The organism is Sulfitobacter sediminivivens, from assembly GCF_042611115.2.
Taxonomy (GTDB): domain Bacteria; phylum Pseudomonadota; class Alphaproteobacteria; order Rhodobacterales; family Rhodobacteraceae; genus Sulfitobacter; species Sulfitobacter sediminivivens.
Map to the genome: position 1 here is coordinate 266,210 of NZ_JBHGAR020000001.1, position 14,216 is coordinate 280,425.

Consider the following 14,216-nt stretch of genomic DNA (forward strand, 5'->3'; position numbering starts at 1 on the left):
GCGTTGATCGAGAAAATTTAATCTCAAAAAAATGCTTCCATCCATATCCACCCATCCAAGATGTCGCGCAGACCGTTCAGGAAATGGAACGAGCGGGCTTTTTTAGCTTGCGAAACTCTGCTGGGGTCTGGCCTGTCTCTTTCTTAAAGGCCCGCGTGAAGGCGCTGTCTGAGGCATACCCCGCGCTTTCAGCTGCATCCGTCAGCGAACACCCCAATTGATGCAAGACTTTCTTGGCGATTTCCATCCGCCATCCGGTCACATATTCCATTGGTGACATCTGCATGAGTTTTTGAAATTGAACAGCAAAGCTTGTGCGCGACATACCTGCCGCATTGGCCAGGGCCTCAACGGTCCAGCGCTCTGCCGGGGATTTGTGAAAGGCATCCAACGCGCGGCTTAGCTGCTTGTCGGAAAACGCACCCAAAGCCCAGTCGTCAGCATCCTGACTTTCGATGAAGCTACGGATCGCCTGCGCCAGGATCGCCTCAGACATCTTCAGCGCGATCAGGTCGCCTCCCATTTTGCGCCCGCCGGCCTCATCGCCAATAACGCGCAACGAGGCCTCCATCCATTTTCCGGCGGTCTCACCATAGTTCTTAAGGTGGATGATTGGTGGAAGGCGCTCCATCAAAACATGTTTTGCGTGAGGTTCGAACGAAAAATGTCCACAGATTAGCTGCGTATCACGGTCATCATCATCGCCGCCGTAAACCAACACACCGTTTCCGTTATAGCCAGACTGCTCAATAACCGTTTCAAGTGGCAGGGCCGCGTGCCGTGTTTCGGGGGCGCAGTAGAGCTTGTGGGAGGCACCATGAGGAATGATGACAAGGTCACCTTGTTCCAGACACACCGGTTTTTTCGCGCCTTCAACTTCGACCAGGCAATTGCCCCGATGGGCGAAATGAAAGCGCGCAACATTTTCGAATTGTGGCACTTCGATTCCCCAAGGAGATGTCAGGGACGTGCGGAAATATAGCGAACCGCGCATGGACAGGTTGGTGAGGATGTCACTCAGAAGATCAAGCATGGCTTGAACATACACGACCTGTGATAACTGTACAGATATCTGAACGATCTGCACGAAAATTGGAATGAATGAGCATGTATCGAACGGATCATTTGGGGGTACTCAATTCCTATCGAAACATACAATGGAGCTTCCAAAATGAAGAAACTGATTTCCGCACTCGCCGTCACATTGACCATGACAGGTGTTCATGCATCTGCTCAGGAAGTCGCTGACATGAGCGACCTTGAATATGCCCATATTGCCTATACCGCTGACAACATCGATATTCGCTATGCGCATCTGGCGCTGGCGCTGTCGACCAATCCTGACATCCACACATTCGCCAATACCATGATCCGTGACCACTCGGCTGTAAACGAAGCGGCCCTTGGCCTGCTGGACAAGCTGGGGGCGTCAGCGCAGGATAATGCGTTCAGCCAAACACTGAATGGAAATGCAGAAAAGATCATCGATGGCTTTGTCCAACTGCGTGGCGCAGAGTTTGACGCGGCCTATGCCGCCAATGAGCTGGCCTATCACCAAGCCGTGAACGATCTCGTTGAGAATACAATGATCCCCAATATCGACAATGCCGAAGTCAAGGCACTGTTCGAGCAGGGGCTTGGCGTTTTCAAGGCCCATGAAGCGCATGCTGAACTGATGGTTAAGGCGCTGCAGTAATGGCAAAATCATACCCACGCCGGGACGTGATTGGCGGGGCGGCTGCATCAGCAGTCGTCCTGACCACATCTCCCCTTCTTGCAGCTGAGCCAAATGTGCATGACATTGCGATCAAGGCGTTCAAATTTGAACCGGATCTGGTGCAGGTCCATGTCGGCGACACGATCCGCTGGACCAACCATGATGTTGCACCACATACGGCAACCGCCGACGCGTTTGGCTGGAACACCGCAGAAATCGCAAAGAGTGAAACTGCGGAAATCACCGTCATCGAAGGTATGGAAACCTCGTTTTTCTGCACCTTCCACCCGCATATGAAAGGTTCAATTGAAATTTTATAGCTGGAAAAAATTGACCTCAACCTTCGACAGATCGGTGTACCTACACGAGGCGCAAGAATGTTATCGCATGTCCAGGAACATGCTTACCCGTTCTGTTGGAAGCCCTCGAAAAATCTTCCAACAGCGTAAACGCCACTTTTAGTCGTGCGGAAAGGACATCAAATTTTTCATTTGTAAGTGCGGCAATTCGCAAAGGCCCCGGCGTCGCCTACGATGGTCTCAAAGGAGCCACCGGTTCATTATGACGGGCACCTAGGTCCAATTCGGTGATTTGTTCATTTTATGAACCACTTTTGAAACTCGTTCGGGCGTCTCCTTAAGAGCATGAAAGTTATCTATGCGGACGAAGCGGACCTTGCTGGTGGCAACGGGAATGGCAAAATGCGGTAACACAGGCGAGGTTCCTTCACCCCGCCAGAAATCTAAGAATATGTCCGGTTAATTCAGCTGGCGCTTCCTCGGGGATTGAATGTCCACATGACAGAGCTACACCCGAGACGTGGTTTGCTTTTTCCTGCCAGGTCGCCTTGACGTCATAAAGTTCACCGACAACGCTATTCTCGCCCCAAATAGCCAAAAGCGGAGCGTTGATGCGACTGGTCTGATCTGCCTGATCGTGCTCCAGATCAATGCTCGCAGCCGCTCGGTAGTCTTCGCAAATCGCATGAAGTGTGGCCGGATCACGATAGCTGCGCAGGTATTCCGCAATCGCGACCTCGTCCACAGACCCTTCGGTTTTTACTTGGCCCGCGATATGTCTGCGCAGGAAGTACTCCGGGTCTGAGGCGATCATCTTCTCGGGTAGCCCATCTGGCTGGATCAGGAAGAACCACCAGAAATAGCGCGTCGCGAACTCTTGATTGGTTTGCGCATACATTGTGTGCGTCGGGGCGATATCAAGTACGACTAGCCGTTCGACCGCATCTGGAAAATCAAGGGCAAGGCGATGTGCCACACGCCCCCCGCGATCATGACCGACGACCGAAAAGGTCTTGTGACCGAGGTGGTTCATCAGGGCGATCTGATCGGCTGCCATGACCCTTTTGGAATATGGAAGGTGTGACGGGTCACTGTCAGGCTTGTCGCTGTCGCCATAGCCCCTGAGATCGGGGGCGATGACCTGGTATCCCGCCTCCACAAGGCGCGGGGCGACTTTGCGCCAGACCACATGGGTCTGCGGGTGGCCATGCAGCAGCAATACCGGCGGTCCGGTCCCGGCGTGGGCATAGTTGATTGCGATCTCGGGCAGCGCGACCCTTTGGACGTCAAAGCCCTCAAGAAAGGCGGAGGCGACCACCTACGACCCTTCCGAAACGGCATCCGCAATTGCCGCACCACATGTCTTGGTGTCGGCTGGTCCGCCAAGGTCCGGGGTGCGCAGGGCCTCTTCTGACAACACCCGTTCAATCGCGGCGACAACTGACCCGCTGGCCTCCTGGGCACCCAGATGTTCCAGCATCATCGCTGCCGCCCAAATCTGCCCGACCGGGTTGGCGATCCCTAGTCCGGCGATATCCGGCGCGGACCCATGGACCGGTTCAAAGAGCGAGGGGAATTTACCTTCCGGGTTGATGTTACCCGAAGGTGCGATCCCGATTGTGCCAGTGCAGGCGGGGCCCAGGTCAGACAAGATGTCGCCAAACAGGTTGGATGCCACGACAACGTCGAACCAGTCCGGGTGAAGGACAAACTGGGCCGTGAGGATATCGATGTGGTACTTGTCGACTTTGATGTCGGGATAATGCGTCGCCATCTCTGCGACCCGCTCGTCCCAGTAGGGCATCGTGATCGAGATTCCGTTGGATTTGGTCGCCGATGTCAGATGGCACCCGCGTTTCGCCGCCAGATCAAAGGCATATTTGAGAATGCGGTCAACGCCGATACGGCTCATGACGGTTTCCTGCAGGACGATTTCGCGATCCGTGCCGACGAACATCCTGCCACCGATAGAGGAATATTCGCCTTCGGTGTTCTCACGCACGATCATCATGTCGATGTCGCCGGGCGCGCGCCCCGCCAGCGGCAATGGAACGCCGGGCATGGCGCGTGCGGGACGCAGGCTGACGTATTGATCGAATTCCCGCCGGAACTGGATCAGCGATCCCCAAAGCGAGATGTGATCGGGCACAACCTCAGGCCATCCGACAGCCCCAAAAAACAGGGCATCACATCCGCTTAAATGGTCTTTCCAATCATCAGGAAGCATTTGCCCGTGCTTGGTGTAATAGTCAGCGGAGGCAAAATCATGGTCGGTAAAGTCAAAACCGAGATCGAACCGCTTCGAGGCAGCCTCCAGGACACGAATGCCCTCCGGTGTGGTCTCTTTCCCGATCCCGTCGCCTGGGATGACGGCGATCTTCCAGCTGTTGTTTGGCATATGTTTTATCCTCATGGTCGCGCTCTGAGTAAGCCAGTCTTTGAGGTCAAGCAACACAAGCGCGGCGCAAGTCTGTTATGGACCTTGGGTGTTACTCGTTCGGATTGCAGAATTAATGGAATGCGTCTTTGCGCTAAGACTATTCATTCGTAGACCACACAGCATAATGCACTATGGGCACAAAGCCGACCTTGGATGACGATTGATCACCCCAACATCCCCCAAGATTTTCCAAACATTTCCGGCGTTTCCCCCTTGACCCCCACCCCGAAAGATCGGCCAATTCGGGTTGAATGTTTTGGAAAATTCACCGCCATGACCACATCCCCTTTCGCCCGTTTTGTCGCGGCATCTGGCCTGACCAACCTCGCGGATGGCATAGCGACAGTGGCGTGGGCATGGCTGGCCTCTCTGCTCACACGTGACCCACTTTTGATCGCGCTGGTCGCCGTCGCGCTGCGGCTCCCTTGGTTTTTTTTCGCGATCCCGGCGGGCGTCATCACCGACCGCGTCGACCGCCGATTGCTGATCCTGCGCATGGACTTGCTGCGCGGTGTGGCTTTTGCCTTTGCGGCTTTTGCAATCTGGGCTGCTGTGCCGCTGGCACCGCCGACAACAGCGCTCACTCAACCCGGCCTCTATATCGCCATCCTTTCCGCTGCCACGATTGTCGGCATTGCCGAAGTGTTCCGCGACAATGCGGCCCAGACCATGTTGCCCGCGCTGGTGCCACAGGACCGTTTGGAAAAGGCCAACGGGAGGCTCTGGAGCGTCGAACTGGTCGGCAACGCATTGATCGGCCCTGCATTGGGGGCGTTTTTGATTGCCGCGGCCTTGCCGCTGCCCTTCGCTGTCGGGGCGCTTGCCTATGTTGCGGCCGTTTTTCTTGTACTGGGCATCGCAGGGCAGTTTCAGCCTGCGCCAACTCAAACGCGCAATTGGCGGCGTGAATTGAAAGAGGGGTTTCAGTTTCTCTGGGGCGCACAACTGCTTCGGTCACTGGCGTGGATCACCGGGGTGTGGAACCTGCTGTTTCAGATGGTGATGATCGCCTTGGTTCTGCATGTGCAGGAAAATCTGGGTCTTGATGCCCGCGCCTATGGTCTGATCCTGGCCGCCGGGGCACTGGGCGGCATTGCCGGCGGTTGGTGGGGCGATGCGATCATCACCCGACTTGGGCCAAAGCGGACAGCCCAGTGGATGCTGCTCGCGTCCTTCCCGGCCTTTCTCGGCATTGCCTATGCTCCCGGCCCGATTGCACTCGCCGTTGTCCTCGCCGCGTTTGAATTTACCGGGTTGGTCTGGAACACCGTTTCCGTGTCTTACCGCCAACGCAAGATACCCGATGCCCTGCTTGGTCGGGTCAACAGCCTCTATCGGTTGCTGGCGTGGGGCATGATGCCTGTTGGATTGCTGCTGTCCGGTCTTATCGTGCGGATTGCAGAAGGCACACTGGCGCGCGACACCGCATTGACAGCACCGTTTCTGATGGCCGCAGTTGGCGCACTGACACTGGCCCTTGCCGGTTGGCGCGCGCTTGACAGGGGCTTTGACGCCGACTGAACCTTGCAGCATTGCACATGATACCTGCATCTGTGCGACTCGACAGAATGCGCGCCCGGGCGCATCTTTTGCCGCATCATCAAAAGGGATTCGTTATGACTTTTGTCCATCCTCACGTCGGTCACGTGCACCTCAGAGTCTCTGACCTCGACCGCGCGATCGCTTTTTATCGCGATGTGCTCGGCTTTGAGGTGACACAGCGGTACGGCAAACAAGCTGCGTTTCTGGGTGCCGGGGGGTACCACCATCATATCGGCCTGAACACTTGGGACAGTGCCGGGGCCACTCCACCGCCATCTGGTCATACCGGGCTTTATCATGCGGCATTCCTGTATCCCAACCGTGCCAGCCTCGCGACCGTTCTTGGGCGCGTGTTGAACGCCGGGATTCCTTTGGACGGGGCGGCAGACCATGGCATGAGCGAGGCAGTCTATCTGCGCGATCCAGATCAAAACGGGGTCGAGCTTTACCGTGATCGCGCGCCCGCCGACTGGCCGCGGGATGCGGACGGAAACCTCGCCATGATGAATAATCGGCTCGATATTGCCGCGCTGCTGGCCGAGGCTCCTTAGGGCACAGGTGCACCGACGTAATACCGACGTATTACCGACGCCATTTGGGGCCATGGACAATCATCCCCCTCTGGGCCAGTTTCCCCAGCAAGCAACAAGGGGCACCCCACCATGGCAACGGGTTTTTTCTGGGACGAAAAGTGCTTTTGGCACGCGGGCGGCAATTACACCTTTACCATGCCCATCGGCGGTCTGGTGCAGCCCTTGGCCGCAGGAGGCCTGCCCGAAAATCCCGAGACCAAGCGTCGATTGAAGAACCTGATGGACGTCACCGGATTGATCCGCGATCTGGACGTGCGCAGCGCTGAAATGGCCCCTCGTGAGGCGCTGGAGCGGGTGCACCCTGCGTCCTACCTGGATGAATTCAAACGCTTGTCAGATGGGAGCGGCGGTGAACTGGGCCGCCGCACGCCTTTTGCCCATGGGGGTTACGAAATTGCGGCCCTGTCCGCAGGTCTGGCTGTTGCCGCCGTGGATGCAGTCGCGACCGGAGAGGTGCATAACGCCTATGCGCTCTGCCGGCCACCCGGGCATCATTGCCTGCCTGATTTTCCCAACGGTTTCTGCCTCTTGGCCAATATCGCGATTGCGATTGAAGCGGCGCAGGCCAAGGGGATGGCCAAACGTGTGGCCGTTCTGGATTGGGATGTGCACCACGGCAACGGGACCGAAGCGATCTATTATGACCGTGATGATGTCCTGACGGTTTCGCTGCACCAAGAGGGGAATTATCCACTTGATACCGGCGCGTTGGCGGACCGGGGCAAGGGTGCGGGCGATGGATACAACATCAATCTGCCGATGCATGCAGGGTCTGGCCACACCGCCTATCTGCACGCAATGGACCGCATCGTGATCCCCGCGATTGAAGCATTCAAGCCCGACATGATCATTGTCGCCTGCGGCTTTGACGCCGCAATCATCGACCCGCTGGCGCGGATGCAAGCCACGGTTAAAACCTTTGCACAGATGACCAAGCGGATCAAACAGACCGCTGAACGCCTATGTGATGGCAAATTGGTTTTGGTGCATGAGGGCGGCTATTCCGAGGCTTATGTGCCATTTTGCGGACATTCAACCATCGCGACCTTGGCGGGAAGTACGGTCGATGCCGGTGATCCACTTGCCGTTGCGCATGACAACCGGCAACCGACACCCGCTTTTGATGCCTTCCTGCGGCAGTCAATTGACGATATGGCAAATCAACTGAACCACTGAGATATCCCATGCCTGACCCCAATCCTGATGCCTTGCTGTTTTTGCAAACCCGCCGGTCGCGTCCTGCCAAAACGCTGGGATTACCGGTCCCTGACCGTAACGATTTACTGGTATTGCTGGCCGCTGCGGCCCGAACACCGGACCATGGCAAATTGGAACCTTGGCGGTTTATCGTTCTGGAACGCGGCGCAATGGCGCGGCTGGCTGGCGTTGTGCAAACCCGTGGTGCGGCGCTGGGTCACACGGCCGAACAGATCGAAAAAGGCCGTAATCAATTTGATCAGGGCAATTTGGCGGTGGTCGTAATCGAGGTGCAAAAATCGTCCGAGAAAATTCCTCCTTTGGAACAAACCTACTCTGCCGGGGCTGTCTGCCTTTCGCTGCTGAACGCAGCCCTTGCCGCCGGATGGGGGGCCAATTGGCTCAGTGGCTGGCCCGCGCATGATCGCGGTTTCATGCGGGACGGTCTGGCGCTTGAGGATCACGAACGCATTGCCGGGATCATCCATATCGGCACCGAAACATCGCACCCACCCGAACGCCCCCGTCCAGACATCGAAAGCATCACATCATGGGTGTCTCAGTGATATTGAAATCTTTCGGCTTGGCGGTGGGACAATTGTCAGACGCACGGTTTCGCCGGGTATTTTTGATCGGCATTGGCCTGTCCTTGGCGCTGTTGATCGGGGCGACTGCCGGGTTTTCGTGGTTTATTGAATGGGTCACCCCCGAAGAGGCGTGGCTGCCTGTTTTGGGCGAAGTCAGATGGTTGAATGACTTGCTCTCATGGGGGGCCGCATTTTTGCTGGCCTTCCTGTCGATCTTTTTAATGGTCCCGGTTGCATCCGCCATTACGTCGATGTTTCTGGATGACGTCGCTGATGCTGTTGAGGGTGTGCACTATCCCGATCTGCCACCTGCACAACGGACATCCTTTGGGGATGCTCTGCGTGATACGGTGAATTTTCTGGGCGTGCTGATCGGGGCAAACCTGCTCGCGATTGTGCTCTACCTGCTCTTTGCCCCTGCCGCGATATTCATATTCTGGGCGTTGAACGGGTTTTTGCTTGGCCGTGAATACTACACGATGGCCGCGATCCGCCGGGTCGGGCGAAAACGTGCCAAGACGTTGCGGCGTGAAAACTTTGGCATCATCTGGCTGGCCGGCATTCTAATGGCGATGCCGCTGTCTGTACCGCTTTTGAACTTGCTGATCCCGATTTTGGGGGCTGCGACGTTTACCCACCTGTTCCACTTGTTGCCGCAGGGTGAAGCCAACGCTCAATATCGTCCACGCTGATCCAGCCAGACAGGATGATCCCCGCGATAACGCACCACAGGATCACCGCGACAAACGTGGTCCACAGGGCCTTTTTCTTAAGATGATGATGTTCAGGCGCGCCCGCATGGGTCCCCGGAATCACGTTCTTTAAGTCGCCTTGGGTCTGCACCCGGATCGGCAATGCAACAAAGAATGTCATGAACCAGATGATGGCAAACAGAACCAGACCAGAGACGACACCCATACTCTAAACCTCTTCCAACTCAACCAAGGCACCGTTGAAGTCCTTGGGATGCAGGAAAAGGACTGGCTTGCCATGCGCGCCAATTTTGGGTTCACCCGTCCCCAAAACACGTGCACCCGTTGATTTCAGATGATCACGTGCGGCAATAATATCGTCAACCTCATAGCAGATGTGATGAATGCCGCCGGACGGGTTCTTATCCAGAAACCCTTGGATTGGGCTGTTTTCACCCAAAGGATACAGCAATTCGATCTTGGTATTAGGCAATTCGATAAAAATCACCGTGACGCCGTGGTCCGGTTCGTCCTGTGGCGCACCAACTTTCGCCCCCAAAGCGTTGCGGTATTGGTCTGCTGCCGCGTCAAGGTCTGGTACGGCGATGGCCACATGATTAAGGCGTCCGATCATCATAATGCTCCGTTGTTCTGCATAGCTGCTTATGGCGAGCAGAGCCACTAAGGGCAATGCGTCACATTAACCTGCTGTTAGCCAACACCGCGTAACCATGGGGTCGTCAAAAGATGTTGGAGGCTTTGATGGATACGATTGACCCGTTTGCGGCGAACATCCCCGCGCCCACCGCTGCGCGCCCATTGCTTGGGCTTACTATTCTGGTTGTCGAGGATAGCCGATTTGCCTGCGAGGCAATGCGATTGCTCTGCCTGCGCTCAGGTGCGCGGATCAGGCGTGCGGATTGCCTGCGCTCCGCGAGGCGACACTTGCAGGTCTATCGCCCATCGGTTGCTATCGTGGATCTGGGGTTGCCAGATGGGAATGGTGTCGATCTGATCGCTGAATTAACGGAATGCCAACCACGCGTAGAAGCCATTTTGGCGATGTCCGGTGACGGCCATCTTGAGGGTGATGCATTGGCGGCGGGTGCTGATGGATTTCTGGCCAAACCCATAACGTCAATCGCGATGTTTCAAGAATGTATTCTGGCCCTGCTGCCCGCGGACCGCCGCCCTACGGGCCCCCGCGAAATCACGGATGAAATAGTCGTTCCCGACAAGATCGCCTATCAGGATGACATAGCCCATATTGCCGATGTGCTGGACGATCCGCCTGATGAACACGCATTGGATTACGTGGCACAATTTCTAAGCGGCGTTGCCCGTTCCGCCCGTGACGAAGGCCTGGAACAAGCGGCGCAAGCGCTCGCCACCAAACGTGCGCTAGGCCAGCCCTCAGGCTCTGAAGCGGCGGCAATCGCTGGAATGATACAAAACAGGTTGGCCCAAAAAATCGCTATTTGACTACACCGAGCAGCACGAGCAGATGTGGAGTTTAAAGCGTTGGGTCGCTTGTCGCCCGCACCAGTCCTGTCAAATCACCCAAGCGTTCAATCTGAACCCCTTCCGAAGTAAAATTACTGGGTGACAGCCAGGCTTCAAAGGCTTCCCTCAGTGCGGGCCATTCTTTGTCGATTGCGGCAAACCAGGCGGTGTCACGATTGCGACCCTTGATCACCATCGCCTGTCGAAACACCCCCTCAAAACTGAGACCCAGTCGCTGTGCGGCCCGACGCGAAGGTCCGTTGAGCGCGTTGCATTTCCACTCATAGCGACGATATCCAGCCTCAAATGCCCATTTCATCATCAGATACATCGCCTCGGTCGCGGCACGCGTCCGTTGCAATGCAGGGCTGTAACTGATGCTACCAACCTCGATTGAACCGCTTTGGGGTGCAATGCGCAGATAGCTTGCAACCCCTTCCCAGCAAGCAGACTCAAGATTGCGGATGGCGTAAAAAAACGGATCAGAAAGCCCCGCATTATCTCGGACCCAGCGGTGGTACTGTGACGCAGAAGAATACGGCCCATCCGCCATGTAATCCCAAATATGGTCATGGCCATCGAAGCTGCGAAACAACAAGGCCGCGTGTTTCTCAGCTGTCAGTGGTTCCAAACGGGCGTACCGGCCGTTCAGAATATCGCCAGACGGCATGGCTGGCGGCGTCCAGTCCTGTACGAGTGCGCCAACTGGGCGGTCGGATGTTGTATTCCTATTCATAACATCACGTTAGGGGCATGCCCCGAGACCGCCAAGTCCTATTCATCCGATCAAGCCAATCTAAAAAGTCAGAGTTATGGCACGCCGCTTCCCAATTGGTGCCATATTTTATGGCAATCCTCGATTAAATGGGAACGGGGGTTCGTGTCGAAGTGGAAGAACGATGTCTGGTCCCGAAATGCTGCGTTTCTGCAAAGAAGCATACTGTGACTTTAGAGTTGATTGGATTGTGCTGACCGCATCCCTTGTCGGACTTGCTATTGTAATTGTCGCATCATTTCACGCCGGCGATGGCGGGCTTGTGGCAAACATGGGTAGCTATTTCGCAGCTGACATAAGCGACACCTAAACTATTATCTGCGCGCGATGGCCGAACATTAAGCGTCCGGCGCTTCCCATTCCAATATTTTCAATTTGAATTTGCCGTGGGTGTTAAATTCCAGGCCATTATCCTCTGCATGATGGAACCGATTAAAGAGGAAGGCGTTTTCCAGCAACGCAGCTGAAAGGAAACCCCCATGCCATCAATTTATGACGCTATCAAGGACGACCATGACACCCATCGCAAAATGCTGGATCAGATCGCCGAGACCAGCGGCGACAGCAAAGAGCGCCGCACCGCATGGGACAGTTTTTACCACGATGTAAAATCTCATGCCGCAGCCGAAGAAGAAACATTTTATTCCAAACTGATTTCAAAGACCTGGGGCCAGGATGCTGCGCGCCATTCTGTTCATGAGCACCAGCAACTTGATGATATCATGGAGGAATTGAACGAAATGGATATGTCATCTTCTGGCTGGCTGACCCGGTTCAAGACGCTGAAGCATGATTACGAACATCACATGGAAGAAGAAGAAAAAGATGTCTTCAAACGGGCCCAAGAAGTGATCGACGCCAGCGAAATCGAAGGATACGGCGCGCGTTTCGAGGCGCGGAAAAAAGAAGAACGCGGGTTGATCGACAAAAAACGCGAAGACAGTCTGGAAGACTAATAAAATAGGGCCGCTTCGCCGCGGCCCTTTTTTGCTTATTCCTGCGGGATCACCCGCAGACCCAATTCCATCAATTGATCGGTGCTCGGATCACTTGGTGCGTTCATCATCAGGTCTTCGGCGCGTTGATTCATTGGAAACAGAATGACCTCACGAATGTTATCCGCATCCGCAAGCAGCATCACAATCCGGTCGATCCCAGCCGCACATCCGCCGTGGGGCGGCGCACCGTACTGGAATGCGTTAACCATCCCGCCGAAGCGCTTGCGCACTTCCTCTTCGCCATAGCCTGCAATTTCAAAGGCCTTGAACATGATCTCTGGCTTGTGGTTTCGGATCGCGCCGGACACGAGTTCATACCCGTTGCATGCCAGGTCGTATTGATACCCAAGCACCTGAAGCGGATCACCCTGCAATGCATCCATTCCGCCTTGTGGCATGGAAAACGGGTTGTGTTCAAAGTCGATCTTGCCGGTTTCCTCGTCCTTTTCATAGATCGGGAAATCGACAATCCACGCAAAGGCAAAGCGGTTTTTGTCGGTCAGGCCCAGGTCCTCACCAATGACATTGCGCGCCCGGCCAGCAACGCCTTCAAACGCTTTTGGCTTGCCACCAAGAAAGAACGCCGCATCACCCACATTCAGACCAAGCTGCTTGCGGATGGCTTCGGTACGTTCAGGGCCGATGTTCTTGGCCAAAGGTCCTGCTGCTTCCATGCCGCCTTCGACCTCACCAGATTTCAGCTTGGCTTGGGCCTCTTTGACGCTGATGCCAAGTTCCTGTGCCACTGCATCCGCTGTCTTTTCACGCCAGAAAATATAACCCATCCCGGGCAGCCCTTCTTTTTGTGCAAAGGCGTTCATCCGGTCACAGAACTTGCGGCTGCCACCCGTGGGCGCGGGGATGGCACGAATTTCGGTGCCTTCTTGCTCCAACAGCTTTGCAAAGATCGCAAAACCGGACCCTGCGAAATGCTCGCTGACAACCTGCATTTTGATCGGGTTGCGCAGGTCTGGTTTGTCCGAGCCATACCAAAGAGCAGCGTCCTTGTAAGAAATCTGTGGCCATTCCTGATCCACTTTACGTCCGCCGCCGAACTCTTCGAAGATACCGCCAATGACCGGCTGGATCGTGTCAAACACGTCCTGCTGGGTGACAAAGCTCATCTCAAGATCAAGCTGGTAAAAGTCAGTGGGCGAGCGGTCGGCGCGTGGGTCTTCGTCCCTGAAACAGGGCGCAATCTGGAAATATTTGTCAAAACCGCTGACCATCAGCAATTGTTTGAACTGCTGAGGGGCTTGCGGCAGCGCATAAAATCTACCGGGATGCAGACGCGAAGGCACCAAAAAGTCACGCGCGCCTTCGGGGCTGCTGGCCGTGATGATCGGGGTCTGGAATTCGCGGAACTTCGCATCCCACATGCGCTTGCGCATAGAGGCGACAACGTCAGATCGCAGGACCATATTCGCCTGCATCTTTTCGCGGCGCAGATCGAGATAGCGATAACGCAGGCGCGTTTCCTCTGGATATTCCTGATCACCAAAGACCTGTAACGGCAACTCGGCCGCTGCACCCAACACTTCGATATTGCGGGCGTAAACTTCGATCGCCCCAGTGGGCAGTTTGGGGTTTACCAGACTTTCGTCGCGTGCCTTGACGGTGCCGTCGACCCGAATGCACCATTCGGAACGCGCTTTTTCAAGCTCGACAAAGGCCGGGCTGTCGGCATCGCAGATCACCTGGGTGATGCCATAATGGTCGCGCAAGTCAAGAAACAGCACGCCACCATGGTCGCGCACACGGTGAACCCAGCCCGACAGGCGGACTGTGTCGCCCACGTTTTCCTTGGTCAATTCGGCACAGGTCTGGCTGCGATAGGCGTGCATGGCGGGTCCCCTTCGAGGGCTGAAATTTC

Annotated in this window: 17 protein-coding genes; 10 read left to right on the top strand and 7 right to left on the bottom strand. The window is 55.7% G+C overall.

Annotated features, from left to right (window positions below; genetic code table 11):
- Positions 1-76: 76 nt before the first annotated feature.
- A complete protein-coding gene (locus tag ACEWL3_RS01225; protein ID WP_386177217.1) occupies positions 77-1,033 on the bottom strand; it encodes an AraC family transcriptional regulator in 957 nt (318 codons plus the stop codon).
- 138 nt (positions 1,034-1,171) lie between these two features.
- On the opposite strand from ACEWL3_RS01225, the gene ACEWL3_RS01230 reads away from it, so the two are divergent.
- Together ACEWL3_RS01230 and ACEWL3_RS01235 are read left to right on the top strand one after the other, a co-directional pair.
- Positions 1,172-1,696: a DUF4142 domain-containing protein gene (locus ACEWL3_RS01230; RefSeq protein WP_386177218.1), complete on the top strand. Its 525-nt coding sequence runs from the start codon at positions 1,172-1,174 to the stop codon at positions 1,694-1,696.
- Positions 1,696-2,037 (top strand): cupredoxin domain-containing protein, encoded by a 342-nt coding sequence (locus tag ACEWL3_RS01235; RefSeq protein ID WP_386177219.1) that lies wholly within the window; start codon positions 1,696-1,698, stop codon positions 2,035-2,037. Before ACEWL3_RS01230 ends, ACEWL3_RS01235 begins: the two co-directional genes overlap by 1 nt.
- 406 nt (positions 2,038-2,443) lie before the next feature.
- Here ACEWL3_RS01235 and ACEWL3_RS01240 read toward each other — a convergent pair whose 3' ends face one another.
- The gene (locus ACEWL3_RS01240) at positions 2,444-3,334 is read right to left on the bottom strand and encodes an alpha/beta fold hydrolase (RefSeq protein WP_386177220.1); all 891 of its coding nucleotides are present in this window, start codon (positions 3,332-3,334) and stop codon (positions 2,444-2,446) included.
- Entirely contained in the window at positions 3,335-4,414 is a 1,080-nt protein-coding gene (locus ACEWL3_RS01245) for a tartrate dehydrogenase (RefSeq protein WP_386177221.1), read from the bottom strand.
- A 315-nt stretch (positions 4,415-4,729) separates the two neighbouring features.
- On the opposite strand from ACEWL3_RS01245, the gene ACEWL3_RS01250 reads away from it, so the two are divergent.
- The 5 genes from ACEWL3_RS01250 (at position 4,730) to ACEWL3_RS01270 (ending at position 9,067) form a co-directional block, all read left to right on the top strand.
- On the top strand, positions 4,730-5,977 hold the full coding sequence (locus ACEWL3_RS01250; RefSeq protein ID WP_386177222.1) for an MFS transporter: 1,248 nt from the start codon (positions 4,730-4,732) through the stop codon (positions 5,975-5,977).
- Positions 5,978-6,072: 95 nt separating this feature from the next.
- Complete coding sequence (locus ACEWL3_RS01255) at positions 6,073-6,549, top strand: VOC family protein (RefSeq protein ID WP_386177223.1); 477 nt, start codon at positions 6,073-6,075, stop codon at positions 6,547-6,549.
- A gap of 111 nt (positions 6,550-6,660) precedes the next feature.
- Positions 6,661-7,767: a class II histone deacetylase gene (locus ACEWL3_RS01260; RefSeq protein ID WP_386177224.1), complete on the top strand. Its 1,107-nt coding sequence runs from the start codon at positions 6,661-6,663 to the stop codon at positions 7,765-7,767.
- A gap of 8 nt (positions 7,768-7,775) precedes the next feature.
- Positions 7,776-8,354 carry a nitroreductase family protein gene (locus tag ACEWL3_RS01265; protein ID WP_386177225.1) on the top strand — a complete coding sequence of 193 codons (579 nt, stop codon included), beginning with the start codon at positions 7,776-7,778 and terminating at the stop codon, positions 8,352-8,354.
- Positions 8,339-9,067, top strand: a complete 729-nt coding sequence (locus ACEWL3_RS01270) for an EI24 domain-containing protein (protein WP_386177226.1) — start codon at positions 8,339-8,341, stop codon at positions 9,065-9,067. Before ACEWL3_RS01265 ends, ACEWL3_RS01270 begins: the two co-directional genes overlap by 16 nt.
- Here ACEWL3_RS01270 and ACEWL3_RS01275 read toward each other — a convergent pair.
- Positions 9,006-9,293, bottom strand: coding sequence for a DUF1467 family protein (locus ACEWL3_RS01275; protein WP_386177227.1), 288 nt, complete (start codon positions 9,291-9,293; stop codon positions 9,006-9,008). The two genes, ACEWL3_RS01270 and ACEWL3_RS01275, sit on opposite strands and share 62 nt — an antisense overlap.
- Positions 9,294-9,296: 3 nt before the next feature.
- On the bottom strand, positions 9,297-9,701 hold the full coding sequence (gene mce / locus ACEWL3_RS01280) for a methylmalonyl-CoA epimerase (RefSeq protein ID WP_386177887.1): 405 nt from the start codon (positions 9,699-9,701) through the stop codon (positions 9,297-9,299).
- Between the two features lie 128 nt (positions 9,702-9,829).
- Between mce and ACEWL3_RS01285 the strand changes: the two genes are divergently transcribed.
- Positions 9,830-10,549 (top strand): response regulator, encoded by a 720-nt coding sequence (locus tag ACEWL3_RS01285; protein ID WP_386177228.1) that lies wholly within the window; start codon positions 9,830-9,832, stop codon positions 10,547-10,549.
- Between the two features lie 31 nt (positions 10,550-10,580).
- Here ACEWL3_RS01285 and ACEWL3_RS01290 read toward each other — a convergent pair whose 3' ends face one another.
- Positions 10,581-11,306, bottom strand: coding sequence for a GNAT family N-acetyltransferase (locus ACEWL3_RS01290; RefSeq protein WP_386177229.1), 726 nt, complete (start codon positions 11,304-11,306; stop codon positions 10,581-10,583).
- Between the two features lie 163 nt (positions 11,307-11,469).
- Here ACEWL3_RS01290 and ACEWL3_RS01295 point away from each other — a divergent pair, with 163 nt between their 5' ends.
- Both ACEWL3_RS01295 and ACEWL3_RS01300 read left to right on the top strand, forming a co-directional pair.
- Entirely contained in the window at positions 11,470-11,655 is a 186-nt protein-coding gene (locus ACEWL3_RS01295) for a hypothetical protein (RefSeq protein WP_435000477.1), read from the top strand.
- Positions 11,656-11,824: 169 nt separating this feature from the next.
- A complete protein-coding gene (locus ACEWL3_RS01300; RefSeq protein WP_386177230.1) occupies positions 11,825-12,301 on the top strand; it encodes a hemerythrin domain-containing protein in 477 nt (158 codons plus the stop codon).
- Between the two features lie 35 nt (positions 12,302-12,336).
- Here the strand turns inward: ACEWL3_RS01300 and aspS are convergent, their stop codons facing one another.
- A complete protein-coding gene (gene aspS / locus ACEWL3_RS01305) occupies positions 12,337-14,187 on the bottom strand; it encodes an aspartate--tRNA ligase (protein ID WP_386177231.1) in 1,851 nt (616 codons plus the stop codon).
- Positions 14,188-14,216: the final 29 nt, after the last annotated feature.

Coding starts and splice junctions, on each gene's coding strand:
- ACEWL3_RS01225 (WP_386177217.1), bottom strand. CDS start 1,033: ATGCTTGATCTTCTGAGTGACATCCTCACCAACCTGTCCATGCGCGGT.
- ACEWL3_RS01230 (WP_386177218.1), top strand. CDS start 1,172: ATGAAGAAACTGATTTCCGCACTCGCCGTCACATTGACCATGACAGGT.
- ACEWL3_RS01235 (WP_386177219.1), top strand. CDS start 1,696: ATGGCAAAATCATACCCACGCCGGGACGTGATTGGCGGGGCGGCTGCA.
- ACEWL3_RS01245 (WP_386177221.1), bottom strand. CDS start 4,414: ATGCCAAACAACAGCTGGAAGATCGCCGTCATCCCAGGCGACGGGATC.
- ACEWL3_RS01250 (WP_386177222.1), top strand. CDS start 4,730: ATGACCACATCCCCTTTCGCCCGTTTTGTCGCGGCATCTGGCCTGACC.
- ACEWL3_RS01255 (WP_386177223.1), top strand. CDS start 6,073: ATGACTTTTGTCCATCCTCACGTCGGTCACGTGCACCTCAGAGTCTCT.
- ACEWL3_RS01260 (WP_386177224.1), top strand. CDS start 6,661: ATGGCAACGGGTTTTTTCTGGGACGAAAAGTGCTTTTGGCACGCGGGC.
- ACEWL3_RS01265 (WP_386177225.1), top strand. CDS start 7,776: ATGCCTGACCCCAATCCTGATGCCTTGCTGTTTTTGCAAACCCGCCGG.
- ACEWL3_RS01270 (WP_386177226.1), top strand. CDS start 8,339: ATGGGTGTCTCAGTGATATTGAAATCTTTCGGCTTGGCGGTGGGACAA.
- ACEWL3_RS01275 (WP_386177227.1), bottom strand. CDS start 9,293: ATGGGTGTCGTCTCTGGTCTGGTTCTGTTTGCCATCATCTGGTTCATG.
- mce (WP_386177887.1), bottom strand. CDS start 9,701: ATGATCGGACGCCTTAATCATGTGGCCATCGCCGTACCAGACCTTGAC.
- ACEWL3_RS01285 (WP_386177228.1), top strand. CDS start 9,830: ATGGATACGATTGACCCGTTTGCGGCGAACATCCCCGCGCCCACCGCT.
- ACEWL3_RS01290 (WP_386177229.1), bottom strand. CDS start 11,306: ATGAATAGGAATACAACATCCGACCGCCCAGTTGGCGCACTCGTACAG.
- ACEWL3_RS01295 (WP_435000477.1), top strand. CDS start 11,470: ATGTCTGGTCCCGAAATGCTGCGTTTCTGCAAAGAAGCATACTGTGAC.
- ACEWL3_RS01300 (WP_386177230.1), top strand. CDS start 11,825: ATGCCATCAATTTATGACGCTATCAAGGACGACCATGACACCCATCGC.
- aspS (WP_386177231.1), bottom strand. CDS start 14,187: ATGCACGCCTATCGCAGCCAGACCTGTGCCGAATTGACCAAGGAAAAC.